The organism is Sorangium sp. So ce145, assembly GCF_051525985.1.
Lineage (GTDB): Bacteria > Myxococcota_A > Polyangia > Polyangiales > Polyangiaceae > Sorangium > Sorangium cellulosum_B.
In genome coordinates this window covers 11581468-11603743 of record NZ_CP150315.1, presented here as the reverse complement: position 1 = coordinate 11603743, position 22276 = coordinate 11581468, and the positions used below count along the sequence as shown (strand labels likewise).

The following is a 22276-nucleotide window of genomic DNA, read 5'->3' as shown; positions in this document are numbered from 1 at the left end:
ATGCAGGGACCAAGATCGAGTTCGTCATCGATCCTACCTGAGCAGTGCCATGCTGGCCGTGAATCGAACCGCCTTTGCTGCGACGCACCTCATCGACGGCACCCGCGTCGCCGTCCACCGCCGCTAGCCATGTTGGCCGCCAACGCGACCCCCTTCGCCGCGCTAGGGTTCGAGCAGAAGCACCGTGACGGCGCAGCCATGGCCGTCGTCGCGGCAAGGGGCACGCTTCTACTCTCGCCCGAAGGCCGGCTGTCGATCGCCCCCGATCAATCCTTGATCCTCGCCGACGAGTACGAGGGTGATCCGCATGCGACACCGATGCTCCGGGTCGGCCTGCTCATCCCTTTCAAGCCCGCGGCCGACGTCACCCTCCTCGCTGATGGCCACGCCCCCGGGGGCGTGGCCGCGCACGTCTGGCAGGTGGGCGCGCGCGTCGGGGAATACACGCGCTTCCTGAGGGCGTATGCGCCGCGCGCGTTCGAGCCGGACGCCGGCGGGTTTCGGCTTTCCACGGGAGAGCCGGCGGCCCGCGCGTCCATCGACTACCGATCGGCCGCCGGCGGCGTCGTCATCGGCGATCCCGAGGGCAACGTCGACGCGCGCAACCCCATCGGCCGGGGCGTCCTCGATCGCCGCCACACGCCGGCCGATCGCGCCTACCCCGCGCCCACCATCGACAGCGAGGCCGAGCCTGTGGGCGACCCGGCGGCGCGGCCAGAACCGCAGGGCTTCGGGCCCGTGCCACCCTGGTGGCAGTTTCGCAGCCGCTTCGCCGGCACCTACGACGACGCCTGGCTGGCGACTCGCCACCCTCAGCTCCCCGCCGATTTCGACTATCGCTTCTACCAGACCGCGCACCCCGGCCTGGTCTTGCCCGGCCATCTCCGCGGCGACGAGCGCGTCGAGCTCCAGGGCCTCACGCCGGGGGGCGGCGCGCTCGCGTTCACGCTGCCCGGTCACTCGCTCTGGGCCTGGTTCAAGTGGGAGCGGGGGCGCCGCGTCCCGGTGCGCCTCCACCTCGATGGCATGCACATCGATGTCCGCGGCGAGCCGCCTTGGTCTGTCCAGCTCACCTGGCGCGCCTGGGTGGCCATGTCGCAGGGCTTCGATCGTATCGATCTCGCTGCCGCGAGCCTCGAAGAGGCCGCGGCGCTGCCGTGGTGTGACGAGCGAGGGCTCGTGAGCCCGGGGAGCGACGCATGAGCATCCCGCGCGAGGGCAGCCGCGACATAGGCGAAGGCATCATCGTCTCGACCTGCCCGGATGTCTGCAAGACGCCGGTCGGCCCGGCGCTCGTCCCCATCCCTTATTCGATCTACGCAAGGCAGAACCAGGCGGCCGTGGACACCGCGACCACCGTGCTACAGACCGGCGATCGGTCGCACAACATGGGATCGAAGGTGACGACGTGCCAGGGTGATGAGCCGGGCAGCGGGCTCGGGGTCAAATCGGGCACGGTGGGCAGCGTCTGCGAGCCCAAGACCTACTCGCCCACCGTGCGCATCGAGGGCAGAAACGCGATCCGCCACGACGACGCCTGGTGGATGAACGACCGCAACACCGAGGGGAAGCTCATCTTCGTGCGGGACACGCGGGTGATGAGCGCCAGCGACCGCCCGGTCCAGGTCGCCTTTCTCGACACGACGGGGGCCTACACGGGCACGGGCACGGCCACGACGCCGGGGAGCGTGCCCGCCGCGGGGCCCATGGGGGCGGCCGCCAGGCTCAACGCGCTGCTCGGCCTCGGTGCGCTGGGAGCAGGCCTCGGGGAGATGGCCGGTCAGTATTACATCGGCAATGAAGGCATGTTCGCCCGGAGCATCGATCAGCACCTTTATGGCCAGATGAGCGCCGACCAGCGGAGTGCCGCGTATGGATCGAGCGGCTGGTACTGGAACCAGGTAGATAGCACCAACAATCAGCTCTCGCTCAAGGCGGGCACCCTCGTCGACTTCCGCCAGATGACGCCCGAGCAGCTCGAGCAGCTCGTGAGGCAGCCGTGGCCCTCGGCCGAGAAGATCCGACAGAACGCCGAGCGCCTGCGGGCGCAGCGCGCGCGACAGGAGGAAAATGCGCGGCTCGCCGCCGCAGCGGGCAACGTGCGCGTGACGCGCGAGCGAGACCGGCCTTGCAACGTCGGCCCATACAGGACTATCCGCGGCACGTGCGAACCCGGCTACCAGGCGCACCACATCGTGCCCGACTACACCCTTCGTTATGGCACGAGGGCCGAGGGCGAGGCGGGGATGAAGCGCATCCCCAACTTCCCGTCATTCGGCGACGGGCCCGCCATCTGCCTCCAGGGCAACGCCGGCGACGACGGCTCCGAGCACTGGGAGGCGCACGGCGTGGACGCGAGCATCGCCCAGCTGGGCGTGAACGGCACGCCGCCGGGGACGACCGCCATCGGCAGCATCATCGACCTCTCGGAGAATCAGGTCGTCAACCTCCGCCGGGAGTGCGAGGCGCAGATCCGCGCCGCGGTGCAGGCGGGCTTCGCCGGGGTTGACCGCGCGCAGCTCGGCCGCACCACCCTCATGCCGACCGTGGCCGGGAGCCCGCAGTACGAGGCGCTCAGCACCGGCATGCGCCCGGGCGGCCGCTACTGAGGTCGAGGGAGACATCACCATGACGACGCCGCTCACCTTCACCCGCGCCAAGGCCGCTGCCGCGGACTTCCTCTGTGTCGCCGGCGTGCCAGACGGCCAGGAGCCCTTCACGCCGTTCACCCGGCTCTGCCGTTACGATGCCGGCGATGCGGGGCCGGTGAAGTGGTTCTACGACGACCTCCAGGTCGCGGTCACCTCGATCGCCCGCTTCACCCCCGCGCCCGGCGCGCCGACCTCGTTCTGCGTTCTCTCCGCCGAGGGAGACGTCGTGCTCGTGCGGCCACCGTTCCCGCGCGAGAAGATCCCCGGCGCCGGCATCACCTCGCCCGACGCCGAGCGCTGGGGGCGCCTCGCGCGCCTCCGCCCCGTCGGCGACCACCTCTACGCCTGCGGCGACGGGGGGCAGGTCTATCGCCGTGTCGGCGGAGACTTCGGCGCCGGCCGCTGGGAGCACCTCGATCGCTCGCTCTTGCAAGATCCCGAGGAGCGGGCCCGGGCGCTCCTGCGCGCGCCGAGCTCGCCGGCCGCGGAGCACAAGGTCTTTTACTGCGTCGACGGTCCACGCGAGGACGAGATCTACGTCACCGGGACGCGCGGCACGATCCTCGTCTGGGACGGCGCCACGTTCACCGCTCTCCCGCCCGTCACGGCCGCGGCGCTGGTGAGCATCTTCGTCGAGGACGAGAAGCGCATCTGGATCTGCGGGCGCGAAGGCACGCTCCTCCGCGGCAACCGGCGCGAAGGTTTCCGCGCGGTCGCGGTCTCGGGCCGGCGCCAGATGTTCACGTCGATCACCAGGCACGACGGCCGGATCTACCTGGCAAGCGGCGCCAATCCGCGCGGCCTCTTCACCTACGAGCGCGGCAGCCTCCGGCGAGTCTCGACCGGGCTCGTGCCCGAGATCGAGGACGCGCACACGGTCGACAGCGTCGGCGGCGCGCTCTGGGTCGTCGGCTCGAAGGACATCGTGCGCCTCGAGGGCAGCCGCTGGGAGCGGATCGACCACGTCGACAACGCTCCCATCCGTTGACACTTGACGGTCATCGTCATCGGATGATGTGCGCGTGGTTAGCGCGGGATGCCCCGCGAGTGGTGCGAGGTGAGGATGCGAATCGTCTTGTCGCGCCTACACGCATGACACCGCCCAGGCCCGGCGTGGAGGCAATCACCTCGGGTCCGTACCCTGCGGCCGACGTCACCGAGCCGCCGCATCCGCACGCGCACGCGCTCGGGCTGGCCCTGGCGATCGCGGTCGTGACCCTGCGCCGATGACCGCCACCCGGTGCCCTTCCTCAAACACCGACGTCGCTGTGAAGGCGACCCCGACGGGGGGCTCACCGCTGCCTCCGCCACCGGTGCCGCCCGACCTGCAATCGTGGTACGGGGCGGCGGCGGTCCCTGCCACCCCGCCCGCTGCGCAGGAGGGTGCGGCGTCGCCTGCGCGAGACGGTGCGCACAGCGCCGAAGCGCCCGCCGGCGGAGAACGCACGCACAGCGCGGCGGCGCCGACCGCGCCGATCGCGCGCGGGATGTCGTCGCCGAGGGCGCCAGGAAGCGCGCGCGTGCAGGCGGTGGCGAGCAGCACGCCCGGCGGAGGCGATCGGCGTGGCTTTTCTGGCGGCAGCACCCGGGCTCGATGAGGAGCGCCGAGCCGTCCACGGGGACCTGGTGCTATCCTCGCTGAACGCAGCGGCGAGGCGGAAGTTGGGGGCGATGATGAAGAGCGGTTACCAGTTTCAGAGCGAGTTCGCGCGCAGCTACGTGGCGAAGGGCCGGCAGGAAGGCCGGAAGGAGGGAATCCTCGAAGCCAAGGCGCACGACGTGCTCGCCATCCTTGAGGCCCGCGGGCTGGAGGTCCCCGCCGAGGTGCGGGAACGCGTCCTCGCGAGCACCGACCTCGACGAGCTGGACCGCTGGATCCGCCGTGCCGCCGTGATCAGCGACGCCCAGGAGCTCCTCGCCACGACGGGCTCCTGAACCGACGCCCCGGGCTTCAGGAGCAGACGAGCGCGCTGCTCCTGTCGCTGGGCGGCGATGCAGGGTGTCCCCTGCCCTCCCTACTTCTCCGCGCTCGCTTCCCTGAGCACCGGCGGCAACGCCATCAGCCCCGGGCGCGGCCGATACCCCGGCTTCCGGTACGACAGGATCGGGTTCGTCTCGCTTTTCAGAACGAGAACACACCGCTCTCGCCATGTCGTCCGAGTGAAGGCGCCGGGGGTCCAGGCCGGAGCTGAATCGGAGGGCCAGCCACGCAAGAGCCACACCGGACACCGCGTCCGAGGCTTCGGAGCCGGGTCGGCGACCATCGAGGGCCTGATTCCGCTCGTGTACCCGGTGGCCCTCTCGTTCAGCCCCGTGCCATGACCGTCGGGGCACCCATGGGTCACACGGCGTGACGACCTCACGGAGCTGCCCGGAATTCATGAGTGGGAGGGTGCCGCTCGGCCCCTGCGGGATCGACCGCATGAGCCTGGCGCGCCACGCAAATCCAGCATGATTGCAACCACTCGTGAGACCACTCCATGCCCTCAGTGACCCATGAAGCCCTGGTCGAGCTGTTCAAGAACCGGCCGACGCTCGCCGCCGAGATGCTGCACGACGCGCTCGGCCATCCGGTTCCGACCTTCACGGAGGCGCGCGTCGAGTCCTCCGACCTCACCGAGATCGTGCCCTCCGATCGCCGCGCGGACGTGGTCGTCGTGCTGCTGGTCGGCGAGCAGCAGCAGCCCGCGATGGCGATCGTCGTCGAGGTCCAGCTCGGCGTGGACCCGGACAAGCCCTACGTCTGGCCCGTGTACGTCACCCAGACGCGCGCCCGGCACCGCTGCCCAACCGGGCTGCTGGTCGTGACGATCAACGCGGCGATGGCGCGCTGGAGCGCGCGGCCGATCGACACCGGCCACCCTGGCTGGACGCTGACGCCGCTGGTGCTCGGGCCCCAGCGCGTCCCGGTCGTCACCGACGCCGGGCAGGCGAAGGCGGCGCCCGAGGTGGCCGTGCTCTCGGCCATGGCGCACGGACAGAGCGACGCGGCGGAGGCGATCGGCGTGGCTTTTCTGGCGGCAGCACCCGGGCTCGATGAGGAGCGCCGGGCCGTCTACGGGGATCTGGTGCTATCCTCGCTGAACGCAGCGGCGAGGCGGAAGTTGGAGGCGATGATGAAGAGCGGTTACCAGTTTCAGAGCGAGTTCGCGCGCAGCTACGTGGCGAAGGGCCGGCAGGAAGGCCGGAAGGAGGGAATCCTCGAAGCCAAGGCGCACGACGTGCTCGCCATCCTCGAGGCCCGCGGGCTGGAGGTCCCCGCCGAGGTGCGGGAACGCGTCCTCGCGAGCACCGACCTCGACGAGCTGGACCGCTGGATCCGCCGTGCCGCCGTGATCAGCGACGCCAGGGAGCTCCTCGCCACGACCGACTTCTGAGAGCGCCTCGCGCACCTGGAGCGGACAAGCGCGCTGCTTCTGTCCTGGCAGACGATGGCAGGCCGACGGGCGCCAGCCGACTTCTCCGCCCTCGCTCCTTGAGCGCCGGCGGCAGTGGCGGTAGCCACGGACGCGAGCGTGGCCCAGATCGGCGTGGGTGCCGGCGGCGAACGGTGAACGCTGGCGATCATGGGGCCGCGGTCTTCATCGATCGGACGCGGGACGCGATGATCACCGACAGGTGAGCGAGGCGACTGTCTCTACTGCGGGAAGTTGCCCCGGATCAGCAGAAAAACCGCCAAGCCGCCAAGGACGCCAAGGGGAGAGGGGAAAGGCGGCTGTCCGGGCATCCCCCCCTATTCTCGGTTCTCTTGGCGCCGTTGGCGGCTTGGCGGTTCGCTTCCCCGGCCGCCTTCCCGCAGTAGAGCTACGGCGCCAGAGGTGAGTCAGCTGTCGGGAGCTCTCCGGGACCAGCGCTCGCCGGTCGGGCGGGCTCGGGGTCGTCCGTCAGGGATCCGTGAACCCCGAGCTCAGGGCGATTCCCCGTCATCGCCCGCCTCGCCGTCTCCCGACTCATCCTCCTCCGACTCACCGCCTGCCGGCTCGGCCTCCTCCGACTCGCCGCCCTCCTCCCCCTCCTCTTCTCCTCCGCCGTAGGCGCCGCGGGAGGCGGGGAACGGCGCATAGTCCTTCATCTTGTCGGTGCCCGCGTACCAGTACTCCGCGGCGGCGCGCAGCCTCCGCTCGGCGTTCACGACGAGGGTGTACGCGGCGTCGCGGAGCTTGCGCGAGCGCACCGCCTCGAGAGAGAGCTTCTTGTCGGCGAGCATGCGCGCGAGCACCGGCGAGAGCTCGCGGAGGCGGTCCGCCGCGGCGCCCTCGCCGCGAGGCGCCTTGTGGACGGCCTCCGCGTGCTCGGCGCAGAGCAAGAGGAGATCGGAGGCGTCCTGGACCAGATCCGCGTCGCCGCTGCCCGCCCGGATCGCCATGAGCCGCTTTTGCCCTTCTGGGCTCTTCTTGAAGCGGAGATCGAAGAAGCGGAGCAGCGATTGCTTGATCTGGACGGCCTCGGCGGCCGGCTTCACGAAGGCCGCGGCGGCCCGCTCCTGGCGCTGCTGCGCCGCCTGCCAGCGCGATTGCACGACGCGCAGGAGCTCGATCTTCTCACGAAGCCCGCCGATCTCCTCGCGCGTGAGCGGGGGCTCGCCCTCGGCGAACGGCGTGCGCACGAGATCCGCCGCGTCGCGCTCGGCGGCGAGCTGAATGCGGCTCGACCAGATGACGCGCCGAGCGAGCTTGCCTGGAAAGAAGGAGGCATTATCGCCGAGCGACTCGGCCTCTCGGAGCAGCTCGGCCTCTCGCTCGGCGCTCAGCGTGAGCTCGGGCGCGCCGCCCGACGGCCGGCGCGCGCCTCCAGCGTCGCTCGAAGCGCGCGAGCTCTGGGCGTTCTTGGTCCTGGATGAAGCGGCGGTGGGTGCCTTCGGTGCCATGGCGTTGAGATGTCTCCTTGTCGAGGTCAGCGCCCCTCCGAGCAGAGGCGCGGTCGCTCAATGAGGAAATCGGCGGCGCCGAGGATTCGGGTCACAGGAGAGCACGATACCGACGCTCTCGTCGCAAGATCGCAAGGAGACGGAGGCGCCGCGCAAGCGGACACCGAGGGTGCGCAGCAGCGGCAACGGCCATGCGCAGGCGTCGAGCCATGACGACCCAGGGCAGCAACCGGGCGTGCAGAGGGGCGCTGGGGCAGCACAGGAACCACGCGATCGTACGATAGGACACCCCAATGGGTGCGCAGGAGGGTCGCGAGGGCCGCGCAGGAGTCACCCGATCGTACGATAGGACACCCCAATGGGTGCGCAGGAGGGTCGCCCGGGCTGCGCAGGAGGGCGCCGAGGCCACGCAGGAAGGTCGCCGAGCCTGCGCAGCAGGGCCACCGGAGCTGCGCAAGCGAGCGCCGAGGCCGCGCAGGAAGGTCGCCGGGCCTGCGCAGCAGGGCCGCCGTGACTGCGCAGCAGGGCGCCGTGGCTGCGCAGCAGGATTGCCGGTGCCGCGCAGGAGGGCGTCGAGGCCGCGCAGCAGGGCCGCCGGGACCGCGCAGCTCGTTCCGTCGCGCTCAGCGCACCAAGCCCGCCCCCCCTCCACCCCCCAACGGTCACCAACGTGCTCGTGAACGTGGACGTGGTGACTGCTGGGGGCGGGCTTGGTGCGCTGAGCGCGATGGAACGAGCTTGGTTAACACCGAGGGGGGCTTCCCCTCGCTCCCCCCTACTTCTCCGCGCTCGCCTCCTTGAGCGGCGGCGGCAGCGCCGGCAGCCCCGGGCGCGGGCGATACCCCGGCTTCCGGTACGACAGGATCGGGATCGCCTCGTTCTTGTACGGCGCGCGCTCCCCCGGCTTCGGGCACTGATCTCGCACCCAGTACACATCGAACGCCACGATCTCGTCCTCCGGCCGCCCGGTCCGCTCATGATACCTGAGCAGGTAGTCCTGGAGGCCCGGCTTGCGAAATGCCTTGTTCCGATCGAGCCGGATCCGGTTGAAATAGTCCTGCCGGATCTGCCCGAGCCCCAGCCCCCGCGCGTCGGAGAGGTTCAGATCCGGCGGGAGCCCGGTGAACGGATCCACATGCCGGCCGTCGACCGTGATCGCGTCCACGCTGATCGAACCGTCCTCCGTGATCGGGTTCGGCGCGAACATCCCCCAGCCCTGCAGGATGCGCGGATACACGATCGTCGCCTGCACGAACTTCGGCTGAGTGTGCTTGAGGAACGCCGGAACGCTCTTGTTCTCGTTGATGGCCTGGCTCACCGCGCACAGGCCGAGGTACGCAATCACCACCTCCCGCGCGATCGTCCTTCCGCGGGCGAAGCGCTCCGCGAGCGGCGACGGGCTCTCCACCCCGCCCGCCCCCCGCCCGCGCGGCGCCCGATCCAGCCCGAAATACCGCGCGATCCCGTCACGCCGCCTCGAGACGACCCCGAGCAGCGCGCCCGGCGCGCCGAGGGCCAGCGCCCAGACGAACGGCCAGGCAAAGCGACCTCCTGGGAGCGCCTGCACGATCTCGCGCAGCGCCGCCGCACCGCGGAACACCCGTCCATCCGCCGGGTCGCTCGCGTCGCGCACCTCGAAGAGCTCCGGCCGGGGCTCCCCTCCCCCGGCCGCCTCCGCGCCGCCCGCCGGGACCGCGCGCGCCTCCTCGAACCGGAGCAGCTCCAGCGCGTCGAGCCGGACAAAGAACCGCATGAGCGCGAACGCGAGCGGCGAATCGCCGTCATAAACGACGACCCGGGGCTCCGCGCGGCGGCGATACCAGCGCGCGAGCGCGTCCCAGTGCTGCGCCGTCGGCAGCAGGAACGACCAGGCGATCATGAACCACGAGAACGGGCCGAGGCGCATCATCACCCCGAACGTCCCGTGCAGGGCCCACATCCCCCCCATCGCGAGCGCCCGCGTGAAGCGGCGGCCATAGGGCGAGAGGATCCACGTGATGAGCAGCGCCTCGAGCACCAGCACGCCCCAGGTGAGCCCCTTCGTCGCCCAGAACGGGATGAGCTCCCGCGCGAGGACGGCGAGCCCGGTCACCATGCGATCGAGGTGCAAGACGTAGTGCACCGTCTCGCCGCGACGCCAGATCTGGCCCGACTTGTTGACGACGTTGAAATAATAGATGGTCGCCAGGTTCAGGATCGCGAGGAGCACGATCCCCGAGACGTACGGCCGCTCGGCCCACTCGGGGCGCCTCCGATCCGCGAGATCGGCGGCCGTCCGCTCCCGCCGCTCGCGGAACGAGCGGATCAGCGCGTCGATGGAGAAGCGCCTGCCGGTCGGCATGAACATGGCCCAGCAGGTGATGATGTTCACGACGACATAGCCGCCGTTCTCGATCATCACGATCCGGTTGTCCCTGCTCGCCACGAGCACGAACGACAGGATCGAGAACAGCCGCGTGTTCCATCCGACGAAGAAGCAGAGGAAGCAGAAGAGCGAGAGCGCGAACGCGACGTGGACCTCTCCCGTCGACGAGAACGCGTGATACAGGCTGAAGTTGTATCCGCTGCTCGGGTGGAAGAGGTGATAGTGGTTGGTGAGCACCCCGTCGTTGCTGTAGATCCAGCTCGCCTCGGCCCAGTGGCGCACGCAGTCGGCCGAGAGGAGGAAGCCGAGCACCAGCCTGAACAGGCCGAGCGTGCGCACGTCGATGGTGCAGTAACGCTCCTTGATCCATCGCCCCGCGCGCCGGAGGCGCCCCTCGACCGGACGCCTCGGAGCCCCGCCCCCGGGCGCCGGCGGCGCGCCCTCACCGCGCGGCACGCTCTCCGGCGGCTCGCGGTCGCCGGGCGGAACGTCCCCTGTCGGCGCGCCCTCACCGCGCGGCGCGCTCTCCGGCGGCTCGCCGTCGCCGGGCGGAACGTCCCCTGTCGGCTCGCCCTCACCGCGCGGCGCGCCCGCGCCACCTCCGAGCGCCGCGTCGGGTTCCGCGGCGCCCGGGTCCTCGTCAGGCCGACCCATCCGAGCGCCTCAGTTCGGCTTGCCGTGGTGCCGGAGGACGCTCGGCGCGATGGGTAGACCCCGCTCGCCCAGCTTTCCCGTGCCGCCCCGCGAGTGCGAGAACAGCTTGTCCCGCTCGAAGCTGCTCGGCGCGGGCTCGCCCGGCGCGGGGATCGGCGCCGAGACCCAGTACGCATCGAAGCCCGACAGCGACGCCTCGCGCCCCTTCCCGGACGCCTGGGGCCCGCCCTTGGCGAGGTAGTCGCGGAAGGCCCGCTGGTAATCGGACCACTCCGGCCGCCGGATGCGATCGAGGTAATCGGACCAGAGCTGGCCGAGCCGCGCCCCGGAATGCCCCGCGGGCTGGAGCCGCGGCTCCTCCCCGGTCAGCGGATCGATCGGCTCCGACGCGCGCGTCTGGCCGTCGATCACCATCAGCGCGTTGTCCCGCGGCGGCTCGGGCGCCATCACGTTCCACCTCGCCAGCATGCGCGGCCACGACGCCACGCCCGCGAGCACCGCCCCCTGCGGGACGGCCGCCGCGCCGGGCAGCGGGTTCTCCTTCGCCGTCTGCGCCAGCACCGCGGCGAGCACCACGAGCACCGCCGCCTCCCGCAGCGACCCCAGCGCGAGCCGCGCCGTCCGCACCGCCGGCGCAGGGACGTCCGGAGCAGGGCCCGCGTCGCCGCCGTCCGCCTCGCCCTCGTCGGGCAGCGGGACCCCGCACGCCTGCCGCCCCAGGAGCTCGCTGATGCGGTGCCTGCGGGCCGCGACCACGTCGTAGAGCGCGTTCAGGAGGTGCGAGATGCCCGGCAGCTTGAGCGGCCAGGCGAGCCAGCCGAGCGGCAACGCCAGGAGCCCCTCGGTCACCGCGGCGCCCCGCGTGTACACGCGCCCCTTCCGGTCGATCGCGAGCGCCGTCCGCTCCACGAGCTCCGGCGTGACCTCCTTCGGCATCGGCACGCGCTCCTCGGCCCCCGTCTGGTTGCGGACGTAGAGCTCGTCGAGCGTCACATTGCCCTGGAACGTCAGGTGCTCGCGCAGATCGAGCCGCTTGACCAGCCGCGCCAGCAGCAGGCAAACGCCGCAATCGGCGTCGTACACGAGCGTGCGCGCGCGCCCCTCGCTCCAGGAGCGCTCGTACGCGTCCCAGAGCTCGCCGGGCAGCACGAGCGGCGCCGCGGCGGCGAGCGCCCAGCCGAACAGCCCGAGATCGAAGAAGACCCCGAGGATCAGCCCGTGCAGGACCATCAGCGCGGCCGCGACCCCGCGCGTCCAGCGGAAGAGCGCCGGGACGAAGAGCAGCGCCGGGATCGCGAGCTGCATGGCCCACGTGCCGAACGTGAGCCCGCGCAGCGTGCCGAGCGGCAGGACGTCGCGGAGCCAGACGCCCGCGTCGCTCGCCAGGCGCTCGGCGTGGAGCGCATAGTAGAACGCCGTCCCGTCGCGCCACGCCTCGCCGCGCTGCTGGAGCGCCGTACAGAGGTAGATGAGGGCGAGCTGCAGCAGCACGGCCAGCGCGGCGAGCGACGTCGGCGACCACCCGGGCAGGCGCTCGGCCGCGATCTCGGCCTCCGAGGCCCTCGACCTGTCGTTCAGCTCCGTGTCGCGCTTCTCGTCCCGCAGCGCGAGCGAGGCGCGGAGGCTGTCGAGCGACAAGCGGCTCCCGCACGGCAAAAACGCCGTGAGCGCGAGGATCGCGATCGCCGCGTAGTTGCCGGCGTTCTCCAGCAGGACGTTCCTCGACGTCAGGCTCACCAGCACGAGCAGCGAGAGCACATGGAAGACGCGCGTCCGGTGGCCGATGAGGAACAGGGCGTAGACGACGAGCGCCAGCGAGAAGGCGAAGTGGGCCTCTCCCTCCGTCGAGATGGCGTGGAACAGGCTGAAGACCTGCTGTTTGCCCCGGAGGTTGAAGAGGTGGTTGTGGTTCGGGAGGACGCCCTCGTTCGAGTAGAAGTCCCGCACCCATCGCCACCGCCCGAAGAGGTCGGCGATAAGGACCAGCCCGAAGGTGATGCGAAACAACCCGAGCGAACGGGCATCAAGACGCAAGAAGTGATCGCGAAGTGATTTCACGGAGAGTCCTCGACACGGAATCCGTAATCCGATGCGTGCTCGATCTCAGGGACGCTCGGCTTACGCAAGAGAAGGGAGCGCACCGTCCAGAGATCGCCGAAGACGCGGTAGCGCAGCGCGGTCTGGTCGAGGTAATCGACGCCCGCGGAGCCGCCCGTGCCGGTGCGCCGGCCGATCACCCGCTCGACCATCCGCGCGTGGCGCTGCCGCCAGATGAGCATGGCCTGCTCCATCTCCAGGATGCGGTCGAGCACCTCGCGCGGCCACGCGAGCCGGGGCAGCTCGCGGTAGCTCTCGATGAAGACGATCGCCGCGCGGACCGCCCGGCGCTTCTCGCGCGTGGCCGCGTCGGCCGCCGGATCGTCCTCGGCGAGCAGGAACGCCTCGGCGGCCGCGCTCTCCGCCTCGTAGCGCGCGCGGAGCCGCTCGACGTCCGGCGGGGTGAGCGCCTTGTCGATCGCCATCTGGACGCGGCGCTCGTTCTCCTGGCGCATCGAGCGCGTGTAGCTGCGCAGGAAGCCCACGACGCCCTCCGGCTCGCTCGATCCGTCGATCGGCGTCCGCGAGAGCCACTCGTCCAGGAAGTGCTTGAGGCTCGGCCCGCTCGCGAGCCTCGCCTCCACCCGGCGCGTGGCCGCCGAGGGCGCGCCGTCCGCGGTCTTGAGCGCCTCCTTGTAGCTGCCCTCCCGGCCGAGCGGGATCCGGAGCGCGTCGTCGAGGCCCAGCAGGAGCTCGATCTCGCGCAGCTGCGCCGACTGGAAGCCGCTCGCGGGGATGAGGCGATCGCGGAAATCGAGATAGTCGCGGGTCGTGAGCGTCTCCATGACCCGGAAGTGCTCGATCGCCTGCTCGAAGATGGTGACGACCCGCCGGAACGAGCGCGCCGCGGAGGCGAGCTTCTGATCGGGCACGGGGTTCTGGCGGAAGAGCTCGCGCGCCGAGGTGAGCTCCCGGAGGATGAGCTTGAACCAGAGCTCGTAGATCTGATGGACGACGATGAACAGGGCCTCGTCGTTGCCGACCTTCTGCTCGTCGTCGTCGAATCCACCCTGGAGGGCGAGCAGCTCCTCGACGTGGATGTAATCCCAGTAATTCATGTCCTTGGTGATTCGAGAGGCGCCGCGGGGTTCGCGCGGCGTGTTCGCAGCAAGCGGTGCGCCCGCGCCACGAGCGGCGCCGGGAGTCTACTTCCCGCCCCCCAGAAAACGGAAGGGCCTGGCACGGGTCGCACGGATTGCGCGCCTGCGCAAAAAGCAACGGGATGCGCCGCCGGGCGAGCGCGCGCGGCGTGGGGGGGCGCACGCGGGCGGCCTCCACCGCGGAGCGCGCGCTGCGCGCTCAGGGCGCGCTCGCGGCGCCGGGGGGCGGATCGGCCGGGGCGCGCCGCACGCCGTCGGGTCCCACGTCGACGGGCGGCGCGTAGCTCTTGAGCTCGGCCCGCTCGTGGCTCGCGCCGCCCGCGGCCTCGATCACCACCACGCCGACGTCCGGGCAGAACGTCGACACGTAGCGCGCGGGCCTGTCGCCGAGGCGCTCCTCCACGGTCTGCACGCACCCCGTGAACCGCCCCGCGGGCACCTCGATCGCCACGTCGACCGCGGCGATCCGCGCGCGGCCGCCGTGCTCGCCGGTCCAGGTGGTCCCGGGCGCGATCGGCTCCTTGAGCACGAAGACGCCCGTGTCGCCGCGGATCACGCCCTCGCCGGTGAACTCGAAGCGCTTCACGCCCGAGGGGAACCGGAGCTCGCCGCGGCGCGCGTCCGCGCGGTGCACGCGCGCGACGAGGAGGCCCTGCTCGCCGCCATCGCTCAGGGTCGCGTAGTGGTAGATGTGCCCGTCGACGAGCGGGAAGTAGCGCTCGGCCCGCGTGCCCGAGGCGGCGCCCCGCTGCCCATCGGGCGCCGCGTTCCACGCCGCGGGCCGATCCGGGCCGGGGGCGCCCCCGCAGGCGATCAGCGCGAGCGCGAGCGCAAGCGCGGCGAGCCGCCGCGCGGGGAGGCGGCCTGAGGGACGTCCGAGCTCGGCGTTCACCGCGCTGCCTCCTCGGTCGTCACGGTCGTCACGGGGCCGCGTGGCCGTGGGACCAGTACCAGAGCGCGAGGAACGCGAGCAGCGCCATGGCCGCGACGAGCAGGACGACGGCGAGCGGGTCGGGGTCGATCCGGCGCAGCAGCGCCCGCGCCGCGCGGCGGATCTCGTCGCGCTCGGCCTCCTTCGCGAGCCGCCCCGCCTCAGCGCGGACCAGCGCGTAGTCACCGCGCTCGAACGCCTCCTCGAGGCGCTCGATCTCGGGATCGCGAGGGCGCGCCGGCGCGGCGTCGCCGGGGGGCGGCGCCGCCTTCTCGTCGCGCCGCTTCCCGCGCATCTTCGGCGGGCGCTGCGGCTCGGCGTCGGCCTGCGCGTCCGGCGGCGAGCCCGGATCCGGCTCGGGCCGGGCGTCGGTGTCGGCCTGCTCCGTGTCGGTCACGTACAGCTCTCGGTGGTGATGTAGGCCATGGCCGAACCCGCGGCAGATCCCCGGGACGGCGCAGGCTACCTCAGGCCCGGCCGCGCGTGCCCGAAAAAGGCCAGAAAAGCCGCTGTCCGCCGGCCTACTCGAACGGCAGCCGGTCCCGCTGCCGATCGACCTCGGCCGGATCCGGGCGATCTCGCCACGGGACCATCGCCTCGCCCTCGCCGCTCACCACGCAGCGGAGCGCCTCGCAGGCGGCCCGGTAGTACGCCTTGCGACCGCAGCCGACGGCCTTGAAATGACCGCCGAGCTGCTCCTCGATGCGGACGTCCTTGTCGGCGCAGTCGAGGTCGGAGGTGGCGCGCGCCCGGACCATCGGCATCGCGTTCGCTGGCACGTTGGACACGCTGCACGCCAGCGAGAGCGCGCCGGCGAGAAAGGCGGAGAGGGGAGCGAGGGTGGCGAGAGGGGGCGGGCGCACGGCGGGAGCGTAATGCACCGTTCGGCTCGAAATCCCGAGAAATAAACCGCGGCGAGCCGGCGAGCCCACCGCGCTCGCCCTCGATCCCGGCGCCCTCCGCCTCTCGCGCGGCCTGGCCCGCCCGCTCCCTCCGCCCCGTCGCGCACGCTCCGCCCCGTCGCGCACGCTCCGCACACGCGCCGCAGAGCGGCGGTCACCCGCACAGGAGACGGGTCCAGATCGGCGTTTTCGGCGCGGAAGCGCACTCCAGTGCGCTGAGCACCGAAAACGCCGAGATGGGCCCGTATCCGAAGCGGGTGACCGCCGCTCTCAGAACTGGAAGTATACGAACGGCACCGCGGCCGCGCTCGCCGCCTCGTGGAGCCCGATCGCGACGAGGAACAGCAGCGCGCCCTGCACCGGCGCAGGCGCCGCGATGAAGGCGCCGCGGGCGCGCTCGTAGAGGCGTTCCGGCACGTAATGGGACAGGAGCGCGACCCCGAGGAGCGCGACGAGCACGGGCGGGAGGTTCGGGTGGAAGGTCGTCAGCGTGCCGATCTGCCGCAGGATGAGCACGGCCTGCGAGAACGTCGGCACGCGGAAGAAGATCCACGCGAAGCAGACGTAGTGGAACGTCAGCAGCACGCACAGCGCGCGGAGGGGGACGCGGGAGAGGGGCGAGCTCGCGGTCGCCCCGCCGCGCTCGCCCTCGCCGGCCGATCGCCGGCGCTGGACGGCGCGCTGGAAGGCGCGCGTCACGGCGAGGCCGAGGCCGTGGAGGAAGCCCCAGAAGACGAAGTTCCACGATGCCCCGTGCCAGAGGCCGCCGAGCAGCATCGTGATCATCAGGTTGCGGTACGTCGCCAGCTCGGAGCCGCGGTTGCCGCCGAGCGGGATGTACAGGTAGTCGCGGAGCCAGGTGGAGAGCGAGATGTGCCAGCGGCGCCAGAAATCGGCGAGGTTGTGCGCCTTGTACGGCGCGTCGAAGTTCTTCGGGAACCGCACGCCGAGCAGGAGCGCCGAGCCGATCGCGATGTCGGTGTAGCCCGAGAAATCGCAGTAGATCTGCGCGGCGTAGCCGTAGACGCCCGCGAGGACCTCCAGGGCCGAGTAGTTCTCCGGGCGCTCGAACACGCGATCGACGAGGTTGAGCGCGAGCTGGTCGGAGAGGACGACCTTCTTCACGAGGCCGATCGCGATGAGGAACAGGCCCTCCCCGCCCTCCTCGAGGGTGAGGCTCGGGGCGCGCTCGAACTGCGGGAGCAGGTCCCGCGGGCGGACGATCGGCCCGGCGACGAGGTGCGGGAAGAAGGCGACGAAGAGCAGGTAGCGGAGGTAGCTCTTGTGGGGCGGGAGCTCGCGCCGGTACACGTCGACGACGTAGCTCATCGACTCGAACGTGAAGAACGAGATGCCGACCGGCGGCAGGAGCACCCGGAACGCGTGGCCCACGCTCGCCGGCTCGCCCGTGAGCAAGGCGCGGAGCGCCGCGGCGTTCTCGAGCGCGAAGTTCCAGTACTTGAAGAACCCCAGGAACCCGAGGTTCAGCGCCACGGTGGCGATGAGCATCGCGCGCCGCGCCCGGGGCCGCTCCTCGCGGGCGATCGCGCGGGCGAGCAGGAAGTCGACCGTGGACGAGGCGAAGATGAGCGGCAGGTAGCGCCAGTCCCAGGCCGCGTAGAACCCGTAGCTCACGAGCAGCAGGAACACGAGGCGCGGCCAGGCGCCGGCGTACCGCACGAGCGCCCACGATCCGACGAAGACGGCGGCGAAGAACTCGGCGTAACGGAGGGTATTGAAGAGCACGGCCGGTCGGAGCCCGGGTCAGGGTGCGGCGAGGGGCGCGGCGCGCGGCGGGGCCGAGCGCGTTGTCGAGGAGGAGCGGGCTACCCGGGCGGTGGGGGGCCGTCTACCACGGGGAGCGCGGCGCGGTCGCGCTCCCCGTGCCCCGCGGCGCGGAACGGCGCGACTGTACCGCGTGCGCGGGGAGCGCTGGAAGCGCGGCCACACACGGCCACGCGGCCACACACGGCCACGCGGCCACACACGACCACGCGGCCCCACGCTGCCACGCGGCGCCACGGTCAACGGCGCCATGGCGCTGCGCCATGTTGAACGGCGCCCCGCGTCGTGCCAAGGATGGATCCGATGCTGGGTCGCCTGATCCTCGGGGTTGTGAAGGGGCTCATCGTGGGGGGCCTGCTGGGCTTCGCGCTGGCGAAGCTCGGCTTCGCCGCGCCCATGGCGATCGTCGCCTACCTGGCCGCGGCGCTCGCCGGGGTCCTCGTGGGGCTGGTCGCGGGCAAGCCCATCTGGGCGAAGGACGCGAAGATCGAGGCGGGGATGAAGGCCTTCGTCGGGGCGCTGCTCGGCGCTGGCCTGATGTACGCCGCGCGCAGGTGGCTCACGGTGCCGGTGCCGGTGCCGCTCGGCGAGCTCGGGGGCGCGAACCTGTCGCTCGGCGAGGCCGCGGGGGGCACCGGGACGTTCGGCGGCCTGGCGATCACGTCGCTCGCCGCGATCGCCGCGCTGCTCGGCGGCTTCTACGAGGCCGACAACGACCCCTCGGACGAGGAGAAGCCGGGCGCGAAGCCGGCGGTGAAGGCGGCGGCCGGGGGCAACAACAAGCGCATCGCCGCCTCCGCCGCGGCGGACGAGCTCGACGACGACCTCGAGGTCGAGCCCGAGAAGAAGCGCGCGAAGAAGTAGCCGGTGCCGTTCGCGCGGGCCCTCCTCTACGCGGCGTCGCTCGGCGCGCTCGCGCTGGTCGCGCGCTCGCTGCTCGTCGCGCCGGTGCCCATCGCGGTCGCGGGCGCGGCCATCGCCGGCTACCTCGCGCTCGTCCTGTGCGGGGTCTTCTTCCTCGGGCTCGGCATGTTCGTCGACGTCGTGAAGCGCGGCCCGCCCGGCGCGCGGGGCGTGGCGCTGACCTTCGACGACGGGCCGAGCCCGGAGCACACGCCGGCGGTCCTCGCGCTCCTCGACGAGGCGGGCGTGAAGGCGACGTTCTTCGTCATCGGCCGCAAGGCCGAGGCCCACCCCGAGCTCGTCCGCGAGATCGCGGCGCGGGGCCACGCCATCGCCCTGCACAGCCACGCGCACGACCGGCTCTTCTCGCTGCGCTCGGCGCGCCGGGTCGAGCAGGACCTCCGGCAGGGGCTCGACGTCATCGAGCGGATCACCGGCGCCCGCCCCACCCTCTTCAGGCCGCCGGTCGGCCACACGAGCCCGCGCATCGCCCGCGTGGTGGACGCGCTCGACCTCGACGTCATCGGCTGGTCGGCGCGGGGGTTCGACGGGCTCGCCGGGGCGGACCCCGGGCGGGTGGCGGCGCGGATCATCCCGGGGCTCCGCGACGGGGCGATCGTGCTGCTCCACGACGCGGCCGAGCGCGACGACCACGCGCCCGCGGGGCCCCTGGCGCTCCCGCGCATCCTGGCGGCGATGGAGAAGCGCAACCTGGTCGGGGTCCGCGTCGACGCGTGGCTCGACGACGGCGCGCGGGACGACGGCGCGGCGTAGCGCGGGCGCGCCGCGCAACCTCTCCACGAAGCCGCGCCGCGACGCCAGCCCTCCGGCGGCGCGATCACTCCAGGCGGAGCCGAGCCAGGGCGAGCACCTGCCTGCCAGCGGGGTCGCTCGAATCCACGACGCTACCGGCCAGGAGCAGGCGCCCCGCGGCGTCGAGCGCGCAGCGCTTCGGCGAGAACGGGAGGGAGAGCGCGAGCGTGCCGTCGTGCGCTCCGTCCGCCGAGAAGCGGAGGGCGACCGGCCCTGCGGCCTGGTCGCCGGCGACGACGAGGCGGCCTCTCCGGTCGAGGAGGAGGCACGACCACGCGGCGTTGCTCGACGCCTCGCTCTTCAGCACACCCGACGCGCCGAAGGAGGAGTCCAGTCCGCTGCCGTCGGCCTTGATTTTCACGATGGCCGACGCCGGTGACTCGGGGTTGGTCGAGACGAACCCGACATAGGCATTCCGCCGCGGATCGGTGACGATCGCGAAGGCCTTCTGTGCTGTTCCCAGCCCGAGCGCGTCCAGGTCAACGGAGGCGTAGCCGCTGTCCGCTCCGAAGCCGGTATCGCGGGATACGCCATCGCCCCCCTCGATGAAGCGGATGACGTCGGCGCTATGGGAGCTGACGACATAAACGAACCCGTCGCGCGCCGTGGCAGCGAACGACTCGTAGATAAAAAAGGGAATGCTGATGTTCTCGAACGTGGGCTCCGACCCGGGCCTGACGTCGCCGAAATAAAGCCCGTCGGCGTCTCGCGTGGGGGTCAACACGCGATGCAGCTGGTTGCCGGCGCTGCTCGGAAAGATGAACGAGCTCCAGACGTCGCCGCTCCCTCCGTTCCCGGACGGGATCAGCGTCGAGCCGGAGGGCGCCACATGCGCGACCCAGAGCCGCGTGATCGGGGTTGCTGTCTCTCTGTCGTTGTGCCCGAGGCGCACGATGATGTTCTCGTGGTCCTCGTCGAGGTAGGCTCCGAGGATCCGATCATGGCTGGTGCCGCGGTCGATCGGGAGGACACCCCGCCCGTTATGAAATCCTTCCTGGCCATCGAATGCCGGGGCGAACGCGGGGTCGAGCGCTCCTTCGGGGGTGAGGATCGCGACGAAGGCATCGGCGTCGTCGAATGGCTCCGGGAAGAGATACTCATAATGCCCGGTGACGGCGACGTTGCCCGAGGGCAGAGGCTGGAGCGTCACGATCGAGAAGGCTTTGGCCGGTTTGCCGTCGAGATCCGTCGTCACCATCCCGGCATCTCCGAAGGTCTCGTCGAGGCCCGGGCCTCCCGGCGGCCCGCCCCCGGTGCCCGTGGCGGTCACGTGGCCGTTCGAATCTGCGCCGCCGCCTCCGGTCCCTGCTGCGCCGCCTCCGGTCCCGGCCGCGCCGCCTCCGGTCCCGGCCGCGCCGCCTCCGGTCCCGGCCGCGCCGCCGCCTCCGGTCCCGGCGGCCGAGCCTGTCATGTCGAGCGTCGGCTCATCGATGCCGAAGAGGGCGTTGCAGCCCAGGAAGCATGACGCGAGCCCGACGCCGATCCATACGCAGGTTCCTGCTGAACGCGCGGAAATCATGGTGCTCTCCGATCTCAGAATACACGATCGGCGCAGACGGCGACGTTCCAGTCCCTGGCGGAATTTCTGAATCACGGAACCACGCGAAGCCGGCGCCGGGGCGGGGCGCAGCCCCGAGGAAACAAAGTCAGGGCCGCCCGCGTGAGGCCGCCGAGGAGCGGCGCAGAAGTCCGGCCCGCCATGGCCGGACTTCCGGCGGGCGGCCCTAGACCATCTCCGCCGGGTGGCGCTACGCTCGGTCCGATGGCCGCGCCGGTGAGTCTGACGCTGTTTGCGCATATCGCCGGGAGACCGGAGGATGAGCTCGACCTCGCCGAGGCGGCGCTCCTCATCGACGACGCCGCGTACCCGGGCCTCGACATCCCGCACTACCTCGGCGTGCTCGACCGCCTCGGCGGCGAGGCGCGGCGCGCGGTCGATCGCCCCCTGCGCGCCGCGGAGGCGACGCCGGGCAGCGGCCCCATCGAGCAGCTGCTCCGCTGGTTCTACGGCGACCTCGGGTTCCACGGGAACTCCGGGGACTACTACGACCCGAAGAACAGCTACCTGCACGAGGTCCTGGATCGCCGGACGGGCATCCCCATCACGCTGGCGGTCGTCCTCCTCGAGGTGTGCTGGCGCGCGGGCCTCGAGGCCCAGGGCGTCTCGTTCCCGGGCCATTTCCTCGTGAGGACGCCGGTCCGCGGCGGCGTGCTGCTCATCGACCCGTTCGAGGGCCGCCTGCTCGGCCGGGACGACCTGCGCGCCCTGCACACCCGCGCCACGGGCGCCACGCGCGATCCGGAGCCGCGGCTGCTCGTGCCCGCGCAGAAGCGGCAGATCCTGGTGCGCTTGCTGAACAACCTGCGGTCGATCTACTCGAGCCGCTCGGACGCGTCGCGGCTGCGCAGCGTGCTCGAGCGGATGCAGGTGCTCGCGCCGACCGACGAGCTCCGGAAGGAGCTCGATCAGCTCGGTGGCGAGCGCCCCTGGCCGTCCGCGGGGCGGGACGTGAACTGACGCGGCCCGATCGCCGCTCGCGCGCCGCGCGCGATCGGATACGCTCGTCGGCATGGGTCAACCCGCCACGACCCCCCCGACCTTCGAGGAGCTCTACCAGAGCATCCGCGCCCTGCCCGAGCACCTGACGGGCGAGATCCTGGAGCCCGGCGTCCTCCGCACGATGTCGCGGCCCGGGAAGCGCCACCGCCGCGCGGCCAGGCTCTGCCTGCACGGCCTCGTCCCGTTCGACGCGAACGTCGGCGGCGTCGGCTGGTGGATCGAGCCCGAGACGGAGATCGCTTTCCCCGGCGGCCGGCTCGCCGTGCCTGACCTGTGCGGCTTCCGGGTCGAGCGGGTGCCCGAGCTGCCGGACGAGAACCCGCTGGCGATCCTCCCCGACTGGTGCTGCGAGGTCCTGTCGCCGCGGACCGCCCGCGACGACGTGGCGGTGAAGCTGCCGCTCTACGCGCGCTCCGGCGTCGGCTGGAGCTGGATCGTGGACCCGATGCGCCGTCTGGTCGAGGTCTTCGAGACGGTCGGTGGGAGGCCGGCGCTCACGGCGACCGCGCAGGACGACGAGCGCGTCGTGCTACCGCCCTTCAACGGAGAGCTCGCCGTCGCCTCGTGGTGGGTTCCGGGCGCCGTCGAGGAGTAGAGCGCTCCCGACCCGGGCAGGGCGGGGGCTCGGCGCGAGACGGGGGAAGCGAG

General features: G+C 71.8%; 17 protein-coding genes and 1 pseudogene. 9 read left to right on the top strand and 9 right to left on the bottom strand.

Annotation, left to right across the window (positions count from 1 at the left end; translation table 11 throughout):
• The first annotated feature begins 129 nt into the window (after positions 1–129).
• The 5 genes and pseudogenes from WMF34_RS43130 to WMF34_RS43110 all read left to right on the top strand — a co-directional run bounded on the left by WMF34_RS43130 (position 130) and on the right by WMF34_RS43110 (position 6028).
• On the top strand, positions 130–1203 hold the full coding sequence (locus WMF34_RS43130; protein WP_049876543.1) for a DUF2169 family type VI secretion system accessory protein: 1074 nt from the start codon (positions 130–132) through the stop codon (positions 1201–1203).
• Positions 1200–2609 (top strand): DUF4150 domain-containing protein, encoded by a 1410-nt coding sequence (locus WMF34_RS43125; RefSeq protein ID WP_437991459.1) that lies wholly within the window; start codon positions 1200–1202, stop codon positions 2607–2609. The genes WMF34_RS43130 and WMF34_RS43125 overlap by 4 nt, the downstream gene beginning before the upstream one ends.
• 19 nt (positions 2610–2628) lie before the next feature.
• Complete coding sequence (locus WMF34_RS43120) at positions 2629–3639, top strand: hypothetical protein (RefSeq protein ID WP_012241027.1); 1011 nt, start codon at positions 2629–2631, stop codon at positions 3637–3639.
• A 563-nt stretch (positions 3640–4202) separates the two neighbouring features.
• A pseudogene (locus WMF34_RS43115) lies at positions 4203–4586 on the top strand (hypothetical protein); the annotation flags it as partial.
• Positions 4587–5131: 545 nt separating this feature from the next.
• Positions 5132–6028: a hypothetical protein gene (locus WMF34_RS43110; protein ID WP_012241025.1), complete on the top strand. Its 897-nt coding sequence runs from the start codon at positions 5132–5134 to the stop codon at positions 6026–6028.
• A 530-nt stretch (positions 6029–6558) separates the two neighbouring features.
• Here the strand turns inward: WMF34_RS43110 and WMF34_RS43105 are convergent.
• From WMF34_RS43105 to WMF34_RS43070, 8 genes are all read right to left on the bottom strand, one after another.
• A complete protein-coding gene (locus tag WMF34_RS43105; RefSeq protein ID WP_012241024.1) occupies positions 6559–7518 on the bottom strand; it encodes a hypothetical protein in 960 nt (319 codons plus the stop codon).
• A 775-nt stretch (positions 7519–8293) separates the two neighbouring features.
• Positions 8294–10537: a hypothetical protein gene (locus WMF34_RS43100; protein WP_437991458.1), complete on the bottom strand. Its 2244-nt coding sequence runs from the start codon at positions 10535–10537 to the stop codon at positions 8294–8296.
• Between the two features lie 9 nt (positions 10538–10546).
• Entirely contained in the window at positions 10547–12595 is a 2049-nt protein-coding gene (locus WMF34_RS43095; RefSeq protein ID WP_012241022.1) for a DCC1-like thiol-disulfide oxidoreductase family protein, read from the bottom strand.
• Positions 12592–13692, bottom strand: coding sequence for a tryptophan 2,3-dioxygenase family protein (locus tag WMF34_RS43090; protein WP_044967171.1), 1101 nt, complete (start codon positions 13690–13692; stop codon positions 12592–12594). Before WMF34_RS43090 ends, WMF34_RS43095 begins: the two co-directional genes overlap by 4 nt.
• A gap of 241 nt (positions 13693–13933) precedes the next feature.
• On the bottom strand, positions 13934–14626 hold the full coding sequence (locus WMF34_RS43085; RefSeq protein WP_437991457.1) for a hypothetical protein: 693 nt from the start codon (positions 14624–14626) through the stop codon (positions 13934–13936).
• Between the two features lie 28 nt (positions 14627–14654).
• A complete protein-coding gene (locus WMF34_RS43080; RefSeq protein ID WP_437991456.1) occupies positions 14655–15062 on the bottom strand; it encodes a hypothetical protein in 408 nt (135 codons plus the stop codon).
• A 124-nt stretch (positions 15063–15186) separates the two neighbouring features.
• Positions 15187–15528, bottom strand: coding sequence for a hypothetical protein (locus WMF34_RS43075; RefSeq protein WP_157907306.1), 342 nt, complete (start codon positions 15526–15528; stop codon positions 15187–15189).
• Positions 15529–15837: 309 nt separating this feature from the next.
• Positions 15838–17313: an MBOAT family O-acyltransferase gene (locus tag WMF34_RS43070; protein ID WP_012241017.1), complete on the bottom strand. Its 1476-nt coding sequence runs from the start codon at positions 17311–17313 to the stop codon at positions 15838–15840.
• A gap of 342 nt (positions 17314–17655) precedes the next feature.
• Here WMF34_RS43070 and WMF34_RS43065 point away from each other — a divergent pair, with 342 nt between their 5' ends.
• Both WMF34_RS43065 and WMF34_RS43060 read left to right on the top strand, forming a co-directional pair.
• Entirely contained in the window at positions 17656–18216 is a 561-nt protein-coding gene (locus WMF34_RS43065) for a hypothetical protein (RefSeq protein WP_012241016.1), read from the top strand.
• Between the two features lie 3 nt (positions 18217–18219).
• Positions 18220–19029, top strand: coding sequence for a polysaccharide deacetylase family protein (locus WMF34_RS43060; RefSeq protein ID WP_012241015.1), 810 nt, complete (start codon positions 18220–18222; stop codon positions 19027–19029).
• Positions 19030–19093: 64 nt separating this feature from the next.
• Here WMF34_RS43060 and WMF34_RS43055 read toward each other — a convergent pair whose 3' ends face one another.
• Positions 19094–20587 (bottom strand): hypothetical protein, encoded by a 1494-nt coding sequence (locus WMF34_RS43055; protein WP_437991455.1) that lies wholly within the window; start codon positions 20585–20587, stop codon positions 19094–19096.
• Between the two features lie 243 nt (positions 20588–20830).
• On the opposite strand from WMF34_RS43055, the gene WMF34_RS43050 reads away from it, so the two are divergent.
• Positions 20831–21586 (top strand): SirB1 family protein, encoded by a 756-nt coding sequence (locus tag WMF34_RS43050; RefSeq protein ID WP_044967169.1) that lies wholly within the window; start codon positions 20831–20833, stop codon positions 21584–21586.
• Positions 21587–21638: 52 nt separating this feature from the next.
• A complete protein-coding gene (locus WMF34_RS43045) occupies positions 21639–22223 on the top strand; it encodes a Uma2 family endonuclease (protein ID WP_012241012.1) in 585 nt (194 codons plus the stop codon).
• Positions 22224–22276 lie beyond the last annotated feature (53 nt).